Here is a 14,702-nt window from a genome sequence, read left to right as displayed (position 1 = left end):
GACCCTTACCTCCCTTGCCGGGGCAGCTTCTCCGCGAGCGCGGCTGCCATCGCCGAGATCAGCGGCCGCATGAAATAGGCTTCATCGGCCGGCGAGACGTCCGTGCGCAGTCCATGGGCAGCAAGCTCACCCGAAACAGCCGGGCCCACCGACGCAATCAGCGTCCGGTCGAAGCCGGCGCGCAGCTTCGCCTCGCTGCCATGCGCCTTGGCGGCCTCGATCAGGCGGCGGACCTGGCCGAGATTGGTGAGCGCGACGGCATCGATCCGCCCCGCGGCCATGTCGTCGATGGCGGTGACGATGTTGGCATCCGCTGCCTTGGAATCGTAGGCATAGGGCAGCACGGCATCGACCTCGGCGCCTTGCGCGGCAAGGGCGCCGATCAGCGCGCCATGGTCCTTGTCGGGATAGAGCTGAAGGCCAAGGCGCCGGCCCTTCAGGTCGAGCTTGCCCAGCATCTCCATCACGCCCTCGGTGGTCGGCTTGCCCGTGGTCTGCTGCGCTTCGAGGCCGACCTCGCGCAGCGCCTTGCCGGGCTTCGGGCCGCGGGTGAATTTTCGCGATCCGGCGAGGGATGCGACAAACGCGCCGTCGAGCCCACGCGCCCGCGCGAGCTTCATGATCCGCCGAAGGCCTTCGCCGGTCATCAGCACAAGGTCGTCAAGGGGCTTGTCGATGGCGCGGCGGATCCAGGCCTCGACCGGAGCAGGGTCCGGTGCATCCTGGATGGTAAACATCGGGCATTGCACGACCTCGGCGCCTTGCTCGGCCAGAAGCTTCGAGAACTGCGCCTCCTCGCGCGTTTCCAGGATCAGGATGCGGTAGCCGTTCAAGCGTTCGGCCATGGGCGTACTCCGGTCAGTTAAAGCAGTCGTCCGTTCATCCTGACTCCGCGCTTCAGGTCGAAGCAAGTCTTGGGATTGGCGCAAGGGGACGTCGGTGATAGAGCAGGGCGCAAATCGCGGGTCGTTCCGCATCATTTGCCCAAACCTTCATCAAGAGCCAAGCCTGTTCATCAACATGCCCGATCATCAATATGTCCTGACCCTGTCCTGTCCGGATCGTCCCGGCATCGTCTCGGCGGTGTCGACGTTTCTCGCCCACAACGGACAGAACATTCTCGATGCTCAGCAGTTCGACGACATCGAGACCAAGCAGTTCTTCATGCGCGTGGTGTTCACCGCGGCCGATCTCGCCGTGGAACTGTCGGCGCTGCAGACCGGCTTTGCCGCGATCGCCGAGCGTTTCGGCATGGACTGGCAGATGCGCGATCGGGCCGCGCATCGCAAGGTGATGCTGCTGGTGTCGAAGTCGGACCACTGCCTGGTCGACATCCTCTATCGCTGGCGCACCGGCGAACTGCCGATGACGCTTGCCGCCATCGTCTCCAACCATCCGCGCGAGGTCTATGGCGGGCTCGATTTCGGCGGCATTCCGTTCCACCATCTGCCGGTGACCAAGGAGACCAAGCGCGAGCAGGAGGCACAGATCCTCGACCTCGTCGCCAAGACCAGGACCGATCTGGTCGTGCTCGCCCGCTATATGCAGATCCTGTCGGACGATCTGTCGGCGCAGCTTTCGGGGCGCTGCATCAACATCCATCACTCGTTCCTGCCGGGCTTCAAGGGCGCAAAGCCCTATCACCAGGCCCATGAGCGCGGCGTCAAGCTGATCGGCGCCACCGCGCATTACGTCACGCGCGATCTCGACGAAGGTCCGATCATCGACCAGGACGTCGAGCGCATCAGCCATCGCGACACGCCTGAGGATCTCGTTCGCAAGGGCCGCGATATCGAGCGTCGCGTGCTGGCCCGCGCGATCCGCTACCACCTCGACGACCGCGTCATTCTCAACGGCCGCAAGACCGTGGTGTTTGTGGATTAGCGAATAGTGAGTGGCGAGTAGCGAATAGAAGGGGTGGCCATGTTCGCCACTCCCTATTCGCCATTCGCTCCCTTAGCGCACCGCGCCAGCCGGCGCGGTCCCGGTCGCGCCCTTCTGCGCCTGCTCTTCCTTCTCGCGATCCGCCGCCGGCAGCAGCCGCTTGCGTTCGCGCTCCTTCATGTAGGCGTCGTATTGCGGCGTGCCCGCTCGCGGCGGGGCATCGGCCGGCAGCCCGCCGGCCCATTGCGGGATTGAGTCGCCCATGCCGGCGGAGAGTCTTTCGTTGACGGTGCCGCAGCCGGCAAGGTTGGAAGCCAGCAAGGCAACGACGGCAGCGATTGAAGGCAAACGGATACGCATGAGCATCTTCTGGGTCGAGCTGGACCGGGCGCGGATGACCGGCGCCCGATGGGCGCCAGCGGCGCACTCTAGTCCTCAACAAGTAAAATTGGCCTATTCGACGACGGATTTGCTTGTATACATAATGGTAAAATAATACGCAATTTTAGGCATTGATTGGGTCTATCGAGGTGATACGGTATACAGTCCGTATTTTCGGCGGGGGAAATCGGAGTTGGGAATTTCGATCTCGTCGTCCGGCGAATGTTCGATGCAAGTGCAGGCGGATTTCTCCAGCCACGTCGCCGCCGGTCGCTCTTACCGTGCAGTATCAACCCGGAGGGACCCGGCTCGCACAGCGAAAGGCTTTCTTGTTGACAGGGCCATTTTATTTGTACAATCGTACAAATATCTCCTCCGCCGTCGATCCGATCGCGCGGCTTGCGCCGAATGGTCGCCCAACGTCCGATTGACAACGGGGTTGCAGAGGACGCCATGTGGCCGCGCGGCATGGCTTGTCCGTAGGTTAGAGCGCGGCAAGGACCGGGTACTCGGTCTGGCGCACAACAGGTCAGGAATGAAGGGGAGGGACATCTGATGTTCGAACGCAGAATTTTTTCACGCACCGTAGCAGCAGCCGCCATCGCGGGCGTTGCAGGCCTTGCGTCTGCCAAGGCCGAGGACACCGTCAAGGTCGGCCTGATCCTGCCGATGACCGGCGGCCAGGCTTCGACCGGCAAGCAGATCGAGAACGCGATCAAGCTCTACATGCAGCAGAAGGGCGACACCGTCGCCGGCAAGAAGATCGAGATCATCCTCAAGGACGACGCCGCGATCCCGGACAAGACCAAGACCGCCGCGCAGGAGCTGATCGTCAACGACAAGGTCAACTTCATCGCCGGCTTCGGCGTGACGCCGGCCGCGCTGGCTGCCGCGCCGCTGGCGACGCAAGCCAAGATCCCGGAAGTCGTGATGGCGGCCGGCACCTCCATCATCACCGAGCGCTCGCCCTATATCGTGCGCACCAGCTTCACGCTGGCGCAGTCCTCGACCATCATCGGCGACTGGGCGGTGAAGAACGGCATCAAGAAGGTGGCGACGCTCACCTCCGACTACGCGCCGGGCAATGACGCGCTCAACTTCTTCAAGCAGAATTTCACCGCAGGCGGCGGCGAGGTGGTCGAAGAAGTCAAGACGCCGCTGCAAAACCCGGACTTCGCGCCGTTTCTGCAGCGCATGAAGGACGCCAAGCCGGACGCGATCTTCGTGTTCGTGCCGGCCGGCCAGGGTGGCAACTTCATGAAGCAGTATGCCGAGCGCGGCCTCGACAAGGCCGGCATCAAGGTGATCGGGCCGGGCGACGTCACCGACGACGACCTGCTCAACAACATGGGCGACGCCGTGCTCGGCACGGTCACCGCGCATCTCTACTCCGCGGCGCACCCCTCGCAGATGAACAAGGATTTCGTCGCAGCCTACAAGAAGGCGTTCGGCAATCGTCCGGGCTTCATGGCGGTGAGCGGGTATGACGGCATCCACCTGATTTACGAGGCGCTCAAGAAGACGAATGGCGACACCGACGGCACCAAGCTGGTCGAGGCCATGAAGGGCCAGAAGTGGGAGAGCCCGCGCGGCCCGATCTCGATCGACCCCGAGACCCGCGACATCGTCCAGAACATCTACATCCGCAAGGTCGAGAAGGTCGACGGCGAGCTCTACAACGTCGAGTTCGCGACCTTCGAGGCCGTCAAGGATCTCGGCAAGACCAAGAAGTGACCCGCGAAAGCGGGGCATCCCGGGGCGCGCATTAGCGCGAACCCGGGATATCATGCCCCTTGCTCCGCGTCATGCCCGGGCTTGCCCCGGGCATCCACGCGAAGCCAGGAAAACAAAGTCCGGACAAGAACGTGGATGGCCGGGACAAGCCCGGCCATGACGATAACTCTAAGCTGAGACGATGACCTCTATCCTCACCAACCTGTTCGATGGCGTTGCCTACGGCATGCTGCTGTTTGTGCTCGCGTGCGGGCTTGCGGTCACGCTTGGATTGATGAACTTCGTCAATCTCGCCCATGGCGCCTTCGCCATGGCCGGCGGCTATGTCTGCATGGTGCTGGTCAACCGGATGGGCTGGCCGTTCTTCGCAGCGCTCCCGCTCGCTTTCGTCTCCTCTGCCGCGATCGGCATCGCGCTCGAACGGACGCTGTACCGCCACCTCTATACGCGCAGCCATCTCGATCAGGTGCTGTTCACCATCGGCCTGACCTTCATGTCGGTTGCTGCCGTCGACTATATCCAGGGCTCCTCGCGCGTCTTCATCAACCTGCCGGCGGCACTTCAGGGGCAGTTCGACCTGTTCGGCGTCGGCATCGGCCGCTACCGGCTGATGATCATCGTGATCTGCGGCCTGCTCACCATCGCGCTGCAGATGGTGCTGGCCAAGACCCGCTTCGGCAGCCGCCTGCGCGCCGCCGTCGATGACCCGCGCGCCGCAAGCGGCCTCGGCATCAACGTGCCGCAGGTATTCGCCTTCACCTTTGCCTTTGGCTGCGGGCTTGCCGGCCTCGGCGGCGCACTGAGCGCTGAGATCCTCGGCCTCGATCCGTATTTCCCGCTGAAGTTCATGATCTACTTCCTGATCGTGGTCACCGTCGGCGGCTCGTCCTCGATCACCGGCCCGTTCCTGGCCTCGCTCCTGCTCGGTATCGGCGACGTCGCCGGCAAATATTACGTGCCGAAGATGGGCCCCTTCGTGATCTACACCATGATGATCGTGATCCTGATCTGGCGTCCGAACGGCCTGTTCGGCCGCACGGCCGCGCGTTGAGTTCGCCGATGAGTGCTTCCTCCGACGTCGGTCATCACGCCCAGCGCCAGGCGCGCTGGCACTACGGCGAAGTCGCCTTCTGGCTGATCGTGCTGGCCTGCGGCTTTGCATTTCCCACGCGCTATCTGATCATGACCGACATCCTGCGGCTGGCGCTGTTTGCGATGTCGCTGGATCTCATCCTCGGCTATGCCGGCATCGTCTCGCTCGGGCATGCTGCCTTCTTCGGCGTCGGCGCTTATGCCGCGGGGCTTCTCGCGCTTCATGGTATCGTGAACGAGCCCGTGTTGGCGCTGATCGTCGCTGGCCTGGCCGCGATGGTGCTCGGCTTTGCCACCAGTTTTCTGGTGATCCGCGGCGTCGATCTGACGCGCCTGATGGTGACACTCGGCATCGCGCTGCTGCTGGAAGCGCTCGCCGAGCGCTTCTCCAACATCACCGGCGGTACCGACGGCCTGCAGGGCATCGAGATGCAGCCGATCTTCGGCCAGATTCCCTTCGATATGTTCGGCAAGGCCGGTTTCTTCTATTCGCTGGCTGTCCTGTTCCTGCTCTTCTTGTTCGCCCGCCGCGTGGTGCATTCGCCGTTCGGCCTGTCGCTGCGCGCGATCAAGAACAATCCGCTGCGCGCCGCCGCGATCGGCATTCCCGTCAACCGCCGCCTGATCGCGATCTACACGCTCGCGGCGTTCTATGCCGGCGTCGCGGGCGCGCTGTTCACCCAGACCACGGCGATCGCCTCGCTCGACGTGTTTGCCTTCGAACGCTCCGCCGATCTGATGCTGGTACTCGTCATCGGCGGCACCGGTTACCTCTACGGCGGACTGGTTGGCGCGGTGATCTTCCGCATGCTCCAGGAAGTGTTCTCCACCATCACCCCGCAGTACTGGCAATTCTGGATCGGTCTCGTGCTGGTCGTGATCGTGCTGGTCGGCCGTCAGCGCCTGCACCGCTGGGTGCTGTACGTACCCAATCTGGTCATCAGGCAGATTGCGGGACGCAAGGCCGTCGTCGCCGTGCCGGAGAGCGACGCATGACCATCGTGCTCGAAACCCAAAATCTCGAAAAGCAATTCGGCGGCCTGCGCGTCACCCGCGACCTGTCCTTGAAGATCGAGCAGGGCGCTCGCCACGCGCTGATTGGCCCGAACGGCGCCGGCAAGACCACGGTCATCAACCAGCTCACCGGCGTGCTCAAGCCGAATTCGGGCCGCATCCTGCTCGAAGGCCAGGACATCACCGATCTTCCCGTGCACAAGCGTGTGCTGCGCGGCCTGTCGCGCACCTTCCAGATCAACCAGCTCTATCCTGACCTGACGCCGCTCGAGACCATTGGCCTTGCCGTTTCCGAGCGGCTCGGGCATGGCGGCGACTGGTGGCGGCGGATGGGCACGCGCAGCGACGTCAACGGCGAGATCGCCGATCTGCTCACGCGCTTCCACCTGCTCGACGTCATGAACGAACAGACCGTGACGCTGCCCTACGGCAAGCAGCGCCTGCTCGAGATCGCGGTCGCGATCGCCGCCAAGCCGCGTGTGCTGCTGCTCGATGAGCCCGCCGCCGGCGTGCCCGAGAGCGAGCGCCACGACATTCTCGCGGTCGTCGGCAGCCTGCCGCGCAACGTCACCGTGCTGTTGATCGAGCACGACATGGACCTCGTGTTCTCCTTCGCCGACCGCATCTCCGTGCTGGTTTCGGGCGCGCTGCTCACCGAGGGCCCGCCCGAGCAGGTCGCGCGCGATCCGCAGGTCAAGGCCGTCTATCTCGGCGAGGAGGCGGTCAATGTCTGACCTGCTCGCGATCGATTCGTTGCGCGCCGGTTATGGCGAGGCGGTGGTGCTGCCCAACATGTCCCTGCGCCTCGCCGAGGGCCAGGTGCTGGCGCTGCTGGGCCGCAACGGCACCGGCAAGACCACGCTGATCAATTCGATCGTCGGCGTCACCCGCCGCTTCTCAGGCAGCGTGGCGCTCGCCGGCACCGATGTCACTTCGCTCCGGCCTGACCAGCGGGCGCGCGCCGGCATCGGCTGGGTGCCGCAGGAGCGCAACATCTTTCGCTCGCTCACTGTGGAAGAGAACATGACCGCGGTGGCGCAGCCCGGTCCCTGGTCGGTCGAGAAGGTCTACGAGATGTTCCCGCGGCTGAAGGAGCGGCGGAGCAATTTCGGCAACCAGCTCTCCGGCGGCGAGCAGCAGATGCTGGCGATCGGCCGCGCGCTCACCCTCAATCCGAAAGTGCTGTTGCTGGACGAGCCGACAGAGGGCCTTGCCCCCATCATTGTCGAGGAGCTCTTGAAGGCGATTGGCAGCATCACGCGGGCAGGCGGCATCTGCTCGATCATCGTCGAACAGAATGCCCAAAAGATTCTGAGGCTGGCCGACCGCGTTGTGATATTGGAGCGCGGGACGATCGTCCACGATGCTCCGAGCGCCGCGCTGAAAACCGACCCCTCGGTCCTGGAACGCCATCTCGGCGTCGCCGGGGCGGCGGCTCACTAAACTAGAATGTCCAGGGAGTAAGACATGCAGCGAACCAAAGCCCCCTTCCGCGCCGACGAGGTCGGCAGCCTCCTGCGTCCGGCCAAGATCAAGGAAGCCCGTAGCCGGCTTGAGAAGGGCGAGATCTCGGCCGACGATCTGCGCAAGATCGAGGACATGGAGATCGAGAAGGTCGTGCACAAGCAGGCCTCGATCGGGCTCAAGCTCGCGACCGACGGCGAGTTCCGCCGCTCATGGTGGCATTTCGACTTCCTGGCCAAGCTCACCGGCTGCGAGCTGTTTCATCCCGACACCGGCATCCAGTTCGCAGGCGTGCAGACCCGGCACGACGCGGTGCGGGTGATCGACAAGCTCGACTTTCCCGACGACCACCCGATGCTGGACCACTTCCGCTTCCTGAAGAAGGTCGCCGACCAGGCCCACGTCACCGCCAAGATGACGATACCTTCGCCGGCAGTGCTGCACTTCCGCGGCGGCCGCAAGTCGATTTCCAAGGACGTCTATCCCGATCTCGAGGCCTTCTACGAAGACCTCGGCAAGACCTACCGGAAAGCCGTCAAAGCGTTCTACGATGCCGGCTGCCGCTATCTCCAGTTCGACGACACCGTGTGGGCCTATCTCTGCTCGCAGGATGAACTGCAGAAGGCGCGCGAGCGCGGCGACAATCCGGACGGTCTCCAGCAGATCTATGCCCGCATCATCAACTACGCGCTGGCCGAGAAGCCCGCCGACATGGTGGTGACGACGCATGTCTGCCGTGGCAATTTCCGTTCGACCTGGATTTCTTCGGGCGGCTATGAGCCGGTTGCCGAGACCATGCTCGCCGGCACCAATTACGACGGCTATTTCCTCGAATATGACAGCGACCGCGCCGGCGGCTTCGAGCCGCTGCGCTTCCTGCCCAAGGGCAACAAGGTCGTCGTGGTCGGCGTCATCACCTCGAAGTTCGGAGAGCTCGAGAAGAAGGACGACATCAAGCGCCGTCTGGAAGAAGCCGCCAAGTTCGCCCCGCTGGAGCAACTCGCGCTGTCGCCGCAATGCGGCTTTGCCTCGACGGAAGAGGGTAACGTCCTCTCCGAGGAAGAGCAGTGGGCGAAGCTGAGCCTTGCGGTCGAGATCGCGAAGGAAGTGTGGGGCAACTGACCGGCCGCGCTCGCCTCGCTCCTGTCCCGGACGCGCTGCAACGCGCTTAGCGTTGCGGTGCAGAGCCGGGACCCAGAAAGCAACGAGCTGCCCCCGCGGGAAAATGGGCCCCGGTTCTGCAGCGCACCGCTGAACTGGACGATGCTACGCATCGCCAGGAAAGCGCTGCGCTGCGTCCGGGGCACGAGACCATCTCACTTCTCCGCCAGATAGACCTCGCCCAGCAGCGACGAGTTCGACCACGGCACCTGCTTGTTCTTGGTGCTCGAAACCACCTCCGCCCGCACCCGCGTCAGCATCTGCTGCACCTCCAACCCCGGGGTGCCGAGATGGCGAGACAACGCGGCGGAGAACGGCGAATTCGCGCCTTCGCCGTCGAGCGCGACCTGGCCCGGCGCGGTCGCGAATGCGATCAGCGTGCCGGCCCCTAACGTCGCGCCGCTGCCGAGGCTCGTCGGTGCAGCGAGACCCGAAGCGCCCTCGATGCCGCGACTGCTGCCGGCGGATGCGACCTGCTGCGCCATGGGATTGTTGCGGCAGGCATCGAAGATCAGGATGTTGGTGCGAACCTGGTCGTCGAGGCCGGCCATGATCGTGTCCATGTCGATCATCGCTTCTGTCATGCCCGTGCCCGGCTTGAGTTCGACGTCGACGGGAATGAGGTAGTTGCGGCCGTCGACCTGGACGCCATGGCCGGCATAATAGACCACCGCCACCTGCGCCCGGGCGGCCTCGCGCAGGAAGTCGCGCGTCATCTTCTGCATCGCGGCACGGTCGAGATCGACGCCCTCCGACACGGTGAAGCCGATGTCGCGCAGGCTCTTTGCGACCGCACGGGCATCGCTGGACGGGTTGGGTAGTGCCTTGACGTGTTGATAGGCGCCGTTGCCGATAATCAGCGCCATGCGCTTGCCGCGGCCGCTCGCGAGCGGAGATGGCGAGGGCGCCGGCGTCGCGGTCGCCTGCTGCTGTGACGGCGTGCTGGGCTGCTGCGCGATCGACATCGGCGCGTCGCGCGGGACCGGTGCGGGCGCTTCGGTGACGAGCGAGAGCCGCACCTTTGCGGTGGCCTGATTGGCCTTGCTGCCGGCGTCCGACGCCACGACCGCGAGCGCCGCCTTGTAGTCCTCGCGCGCGCTTGCGTAGTCACCCTTCGCTTCATAGGCCAGCGCGCGATGGGTGTAGCCGGAGATCAGCACGCTGTTCGGCGGCGTCATGATGTTGGCCGGCGGTTTGTCCCTGGCGAGCCGGATCGCCTCGCTGCCGTCGGCGATGGCGCGATCGAGATCGCCCTTGGCGCGCCAGATCGCGGTGCGGTTGATCAGCGGCTGCGGCAGCGAGGGGTCGAGCCGGATCGCCTGGTTGATATCGGCGAGCGCGTCGTCGAGATCGCCGAGCGCCTGTTTCGAGATGCCGCGGTTCTGGAACGAGAACGCCGATTTCGGATCGGCCTTGATCGACATGTCGTAATCGGCAATGGCCTTGGCATAGTCGTGCTTGCCGCGCCAGGCGTTGCCGCGATTGTGGAAGATGATGCCGCTGGGCGGTCCGAGTTTCAGCGCGTCGTCGAAATCGGCGATCGCGATGTCGTAGTCGCCCTTGTCGTAATAGGCCGAGCCCCTGAGATTATAGGCCGCCTGGCTCGGCAGCCGGATCGCTTCGGTGGCGTCGGTGATGACTTTTGCGTAGTCGCCCTTCCTGTTCCAGCCCACCGCGCGCCAGAAATGGATCGTCGCAAGCTGCTCGCCTCGAAACACCTTCAAGGCGATGATCTTGTTGCAGGCGTCGATCATCTTGTCCGCTGGCGTCGTGTCGGTGGTGCAGAGCGGCCCAAGCTGGCTGCGCGCCTGCGCGAAGCTGGCTGCGGACCAGGGCAGGGCGGCAAGCAGAGCGGGGATCAGCAGCAGGCGGCGCACGCAGACCTCGGCGACAGGCGGATTTCGACGGTGGTTTCAGCCGTTTGGTCGCGCCGGCCTATGTCCCGGTTCACGCCCGGGCTTACCCAGGCAGCCGCAAGTCACTTCCTTGGCTGCCGGGTCCGGATCTCCATCGATCCACGCGCCATCTGCACCTCAAACCGCGACAGGAAGCTCATGCCGAGGAGGCCGTCGATGCCTGGCCCATAACTCTTGTCGTCGCTGCTCTGAACTGCGATCGGCACGTTGGTCGCCTCGAGCTTGCCCAGCGCGACCTTGTCGGCTTTGGTGAGCTTAGCCTTGATCTGCCCGTTGGCGGTGTTCAGCGTGATCTCGCTTGCGCCGCCGTCTGCAATCTTGGCCTTGCTCGCGAAGGACGACTTCACCGACACGTAGCTCGCACCGGTGTCGAGCACGAACAGCCCGCGCACGCCGTTGATCTCCGCCTTGGCGGTGACGACACCTCTCTGTCCCTGCAATGGGAAGCTCTCCTTGCGGAGCTCGTTCGATGAGACGCAATTACCCTGCCGCTCATAGTCGGCGATGATCTTCTGGGTCTTGCTGGTGTCGCGCGTGGCGGGATCGAACGCAACCCAACGGTTGATCGGCGCTGTCGCCTCGCAGAACTGCTTCAAGGCGGCGTAGGCGTTGGCCATGCGCAGGAACACGCTGCTGGACACCATCTTCTTGTCGCCGGCGAAAAGCTCAATCGTGTCGGAGTAATCGGTCAGCGCGCGGCGATAGTCGCCGGCACCATCCAGCGCCATGCCGCGCAGGTAGCGCGCGGTTTGGTCGGATGGGGCGCGCCTGACGTACTCGTCCGCCGCTTCGACGGCTTTCGGGTAGTCGGTCAGTCTTATGTAGATGCTGACTGCCTTGTTCAGTGCGGTCAGCGGCGCCCCGCAGTGCTTGACGAAATTGAAGAGTCCGTCAGCGGCCTGTCGCCGATAGCCGAGCTTGTCGAGCCACTGCGCAAGATCATCGATGCTCTTCTGGTCGCAGGGCTCGCGCTTGAGCTCTTCCAGCTTCAGCCAGACGGACGGGTCGCGCGCGGCGGCGACCGGGAGTGGCCCGATGCGCGCATAGACGGACTGGAAGACTTCGTCGGGATTGTCGGCCAGGTAGCCCGCGTGACCAGTACCTGAGAGTGCAGCGAGCAACACCACTGCAAGCCAAAACGACCTCAACATATCCAGCCCCGAACATCCCGTCCGCCATGTATACCGATAAGTGTAGGCACGGCCAGACGCACGACGGGAGTGTCCCCAATCGGCGTAGCACCGCCAATCGACAGCACGTGGAGCAATTCCAGGGTATTCCCTGAGTGGGCAGAATTTGTTAGAGAACAGTGCCCAACAGGTCTGCCCACCAAGTTCCCACCGATGAAAAACGACGAAATCCTGAGCCAGATCACGGAGTTCTGCCGCAAGGCAGACATGGCGGAATCGACGTTCGGCCGGCGGGCGGTGAACGATGGGAAGCTGGTGCATCGCCTGCGCGAGGGCAAGCGCATCACCATCGATACGCTGGACCGGATCCAGGCCTATATGGCGGCATCGATGGCCGGCGGCGTGCCGCCGCCGCGCGGGCTTCAGGTGCCGCCCGAAAAGCGCGATCCACGCGGCAATTTCCGTTTCTTCGAGAATCGCCAGAAGTACCTGCTGTTCGTCCACACCTGCAGCGAGAAGCGGGTGGTCGCCGACAGGGTCGCACTGGAGCTTTCCTCCATCCATCCGCGCCCACCGGCCTTGCGCGTGTTCGACGCCGGCGTCGGCGACGGCACGGTGCTGGCGCGGGTGCTGCGCGCGACGCATCAGCGCTATCCGCACATGCCGTTCTACGTCGCCGGCAAGGAGCTCAGCCTCGAGGACCTGCGCCTGACCCTGGAGAAGGTGCCGGACCGCATTTTCGAGCATCCGGCGTCGGTGTTCGTCTTCACCAACATGTTCTACTCGGAGGCGCCCTGGCTGACGCCGGCATCGCCGGCGGCGGCGGCTGCGACCGTCTGGCACGAGGTCCCGCTGCGGGGCGCCTCTTCAGGTGAGTTCGAGCAGCAGATCGCGGAGCTGAGACCGTTCCTGGAGCAGAACTGGCGCGCCGCGATCAGCCCACGCACGGCCATGCCGCTGTACGAACGGCCGGTCGTCCTGGTGCTCTATCGCGAGGACCACAGATTCCTGCTGGATTCGACCATTCCGCGGCCGGGCCAGACCGAGGCCAATTTCGACCTCGTCATCGCATCCCAGCCCTACCGCGCCCTGTCCTCGGTCAATTTCCGGGCCAAGCGGATCATCGCGCCTCTGGCCCGGGCGCTTCGGCCGGGAGGCCGGCTGATCGGAATCCACTCCCACGGCCAGGATCCGGGCATGGAAATGATCCAGGCGATCTGGCCAGGAGAAAATCCTTTCGCCGTGAGCCGTCATGAGCTATTGCGCGCCGTTAAGTATGAACTTGGCTCGTTGGGCCGCGACTTAAATTTTAATGCATATGCGGATAACCGCTCGATCTTCAGGTATGATATGGAAGCGCTGCCCAACGAGGTAACCGGGACGATCGGAACCTCGACAGCCTTTGCAGCGTGGAATGCGGCGGTGTATGTCGCTCAGATTGAGGACGACCGGTTGACAGAAATGACTCAAAACGGCCGCACTCTGGATGCCGCCAGGGACGTTCTGCGGAAGTACAATGGGCTCTGGTTTCTCGACGAATCCTACGTCATCTCGCGCCGGCGTGATTGACATCATCCACAGGTAAACATCGCAAACGCCCGCCGGTTTAGCGGCGGAACAAGGGGTTACTGATGCGCGCGTCCTATCTCTTCACCAGCGAGTCCGTGTCCGAGGGCCATCCGGACAAGGTGTGCGACCGGATCTCCGACGAGATCGTCGATCTGTTCTACCGCGAAGGGCCGAAGGCCGGCATCGACCCCTGGCAGATCCGCGCCGCCTGCGAGACCCTGGCGACCACCAACAAGGTGGTGATCGCCGGTGAGACCCGCGGTCCGAAGTCGGTGACCAACGAGCAGATCGAGGGCGTCGTCCGGGGTGCGATCAAGGACATCGGCTACGAGCAGGAAGGTTTCCACTGGAAGACCTGCGACATCGAGATTCTGCTGCATCCGCAGTCGGCCGACATCGCCCAGGGCGTTGATGCGCTGCAGCCGGGCGAGGTCAAGGAAGAGGGCGCGGGCGACCAGGGCATCATGTTCGGTTACGCCACCAACGAGACGCCAGATCTGATGCCGGCGCCGATCTTCTACGCCCACAAGATCCTTCGCCTGATCTCCGAAGCCCGTCACTCCGGCAAGGAGAAGGTGCTCGGTCCGGACTCCAAGAGCCAGGTCACCGTGCAGTACGAGAACGGCAAGCCGGTCGGCGTGCGCGAGATCGTGGTTTCGCATCAGCACCTGGTCGAGGACATCTCGTCCAAGCAGATTCGCGACATCGTCGAGCCCTATGTGCGCGAGGCGCTGCCGAAGGACTGGATCACGCCGAAGACGATCTGGCACATCAACCCGACCGGCAAGTTCTTCATCGGCGGTCCCGATGGTGACTCCGGCCTGACTGGCCGTAAAATCATCGTCGACACCTATGGTGGCGCGGCCCCGCATGGCGGCGGCGCGTTCTCCGGCAAGGATCCGACCAAGGTCGACCGCTCGGCGGCTTATGCTGCGCGCTACGTCGCCAAGAACATCGTTGCCGCCGGCCTTGCCGACCGCTGCACGCTCCAGCTCGCCTACGCCATCGGCGTGGCGCGGCCGCTGTCGATCTACATCGACACCCACGGCACCGGTAAGGTGCCGGAGGAGCAGCTCGAGAAGGCGGCGGCGCAGGCGATGGATCTGACGCCCCGCGGCATCCGCAGCCATCTCGACCTCAATCGCCCGATCTACGCGCGCACCTCGGCCTACGGCCATTTCGGCCGCACGCCCGACAACGAGGGCGGCTTCTCCTGGGAGAAGACCGACCTCGTCGAGCAGCTCAAGCGCGCGCTCTGATTCACTTGCGTCATTCCGGGGCGCCGCAACAGCGGCGAACCCGGAATCTCGAACTGCCTGATTCCGGGTTCGCTCGTTTCGCGAGCGGGTCCGGAATG

13 protein-coding genes are annotated in these 14,702 nt (G+C 64.1%); 9 read left to right on the top strand and 4 right to left on the bottom strand.

The window, feature by feature from the left end; genetic code table 11:
- Positions 1-5 precede the first annotated feature (5 nt).
- A complete protein-coding gene (locus XI03_RS37205; protein WP_271594905.1) occupies positions 6-845 on the bottom strand; it encodes a uroporphyrinogen-III synthase in 840 nt (279 codons plus the stop codon).
- 175 nt (positions 846-1,020) lie between these two features.
- Here XI03_RS37205 and purU point away from each other — a divergent pair, with 175 nt between their 5' ends.
- On the top strand, positions 1,021-1,884 hold the full coding sequence (purU, locus tag XI03_RS37200; protein WP_028143355.1) for a formyltetrahydrofolate deformylase: 864 nt from the start codon (positions 1,021-1,023) through the stop codon (positions 1,882-1,884).
- A 72-nt stretch (positions 1,885-1,956) separates the two neighbouring features.
- Here purU and XI03_RS37195 read toward each other — a convergent pair whose 3' ends face one another.
- Positions 1,957-2,250 carry a hypothetical protein gene (locus XI03_RS37195; protein WP_028143354.1) on the bottom strand — a complete coding sequence of 98 codons (294 nt, stop codon included), beginning with the start codon at positions 2,248-2,250 and terminating at the stop codon, positions 1,957-1,959.
- A 570-nt stretch (positions 2,251-2,820) separates the two neighbouring features.
- Between XI03_RS37195 and XI03_RS37190 the strand changes: the two genes are divergently transcribed.
- The 6 genes from XI03_RS37190 (at position 2,821) to XI03_RS37165 (ending at position 8,691) form a co-directional block, all read left to right on the top strand.
- On the top strand, positions 2,821-3,999 hold the full coding sequence (locus XI03_RS37190) for an ABC transporter substrate-binding protein (protein ID WP_038949020.1): 1,179 nt from the start codon (positions 2,821-2,823) through the stop codon (positions 3,997-3,999).
- 181 nt (positions 4,000-4,180) lie between these two features.
- A complete protein-coding gene (locus tag XI03_RS37185; protein ID WP_028143352.1) occupies positions 4,181-5,050 on the top strand; it encodes a branched-chain amino acid ABC transporter permease in 870 nt (289 codons plus the stop codon).
- 8 nt (positions 5,051-5,058) lie between these two features.
- Positions 5,059-6,087, top strand: a complete 1,029-nt coding sequence (locus XI03_RS37180) for a branched-chain amino acid ABC transporter permease (protein ID WP_028143351.1) — start codon at positions 5,059-5,061, stop codon at positions 6,085-6,087.
- Positions 6,084-6,839, top strand: coding sequence for an ABC transporter ATP-binding protein (locus XI03_RS37175; RefSeq protein ID WP_271594904.1), 756 nt, complete (start codon positions 6,084-6,086; stop codon positions 6,837-6,839). Before XI03_RS37180 ends, XI03_RS37175 begins: the two co-directional genes overlap by 4 nt.
- Positions 6,832-7,548 carry an ABC transporter ATP-binding protein gene (locus tag XI03_RS37170; RefSeq protein ID WP_271594903.1) on the top strand — a complete coding sequence of 239 codons (717 nt, stop codon included), beginning with the start codon at positions 6,832-6,834 and terminating at the stop codon, positions 7,546-7,548. Before XI03_RS37175 ends, XI03_RS37170 begins: the two co-directional genes overlap by 8 nt.
- 24 nt (positions 7,549-7,572) lie before the next feature.
- Positions 7,573-8,691, top strand: a complete 1,119-nt coding sequence (locus XI03_RS37165) for a cobalamin-independent methionine synthase II family protein (protein ID WP_038949024.1) — start codon at positions 7,573-7,575, stop codon at positions 8,689-8,691.
- 194 nt (positions 8,692-8,885) lie between these two features.
- Here XI03_RS37165 and XI03_RS37160 read toward each other — a convergent pair whose 3' ends face one another.
- Both XI03_RS37160 and XI03_RS37155 read right to left on the bottom strand, forming a co-directional pair.
- Positions 8,886-10,607: a caspase family protein gene (locus XI03_RS37160; RefSeq protein ID WP_271594902.1), complete on the bottom strand. Its 1,722-nt coding sequence runs from the start codon at positions 10,605-10,607 to the stop codon at positions 8,886-8,888.
- A 101-nt stretch (positions 10,608-10,708) separates the two neighbouring features.
- Complete coding sequence (locus XI03_RS37155) at positions 10,709-11,797, bottom strand: TIGR02281 family clan AA aspartic protease (RefSeq protein WP_095425614.1); 1,089 nt, start codon at positions 11,795-11,797, stop codon at positions 10,709-10,711.
- 192 nt (positions 11,798-11,989) lie between these two features.
- Between XI03_RS37155 and XI03_RS37150 the strand changes: the two genes are divergently transcribed.
- The gene (locus tag XI03_RS37150) at positions 11,990-13,345 is read left to right on the top strand and encodes a hypothetical protein (protein WP_028143346.1); all 1,356 of its coding nucleotides are present in this window, start codon (positions 11,990-11,992) and stop codon (positions 13,343-13,345) included.
- 62 nt (positions 13,346-13,407) lie between these two features.
- Positions 13,408-14,604 (top strand): methionine adenosyltransferase, encoded by a 1,197-nt coding sequence (gene metK / locus XI03_RS37145; RefSeq protein ID WP_028143345.1) that lies wholly within the window; start codon positions 13,408-13,410, stop codon positions 14,602-14,604.
- The last annotated feature ends 98 nt before the right edge of the window (positions 14,605-14,702 follow it).

This window comes from Bradyrhizobium sp. CCBAU 65884, assembly GCF_028128835.1.
GTDB classification, from domain to species: domain Bacteria; phylum Pseudomonadota; class Alphaproteobacteria; order Rhizobiales; family Xanthobacteraceae; genus Bradyrhizobium; species Bradyrhizobium ottawaense.
This window is presented reverse-complemented; position numbering and strand designations above follow the sequence as displayed.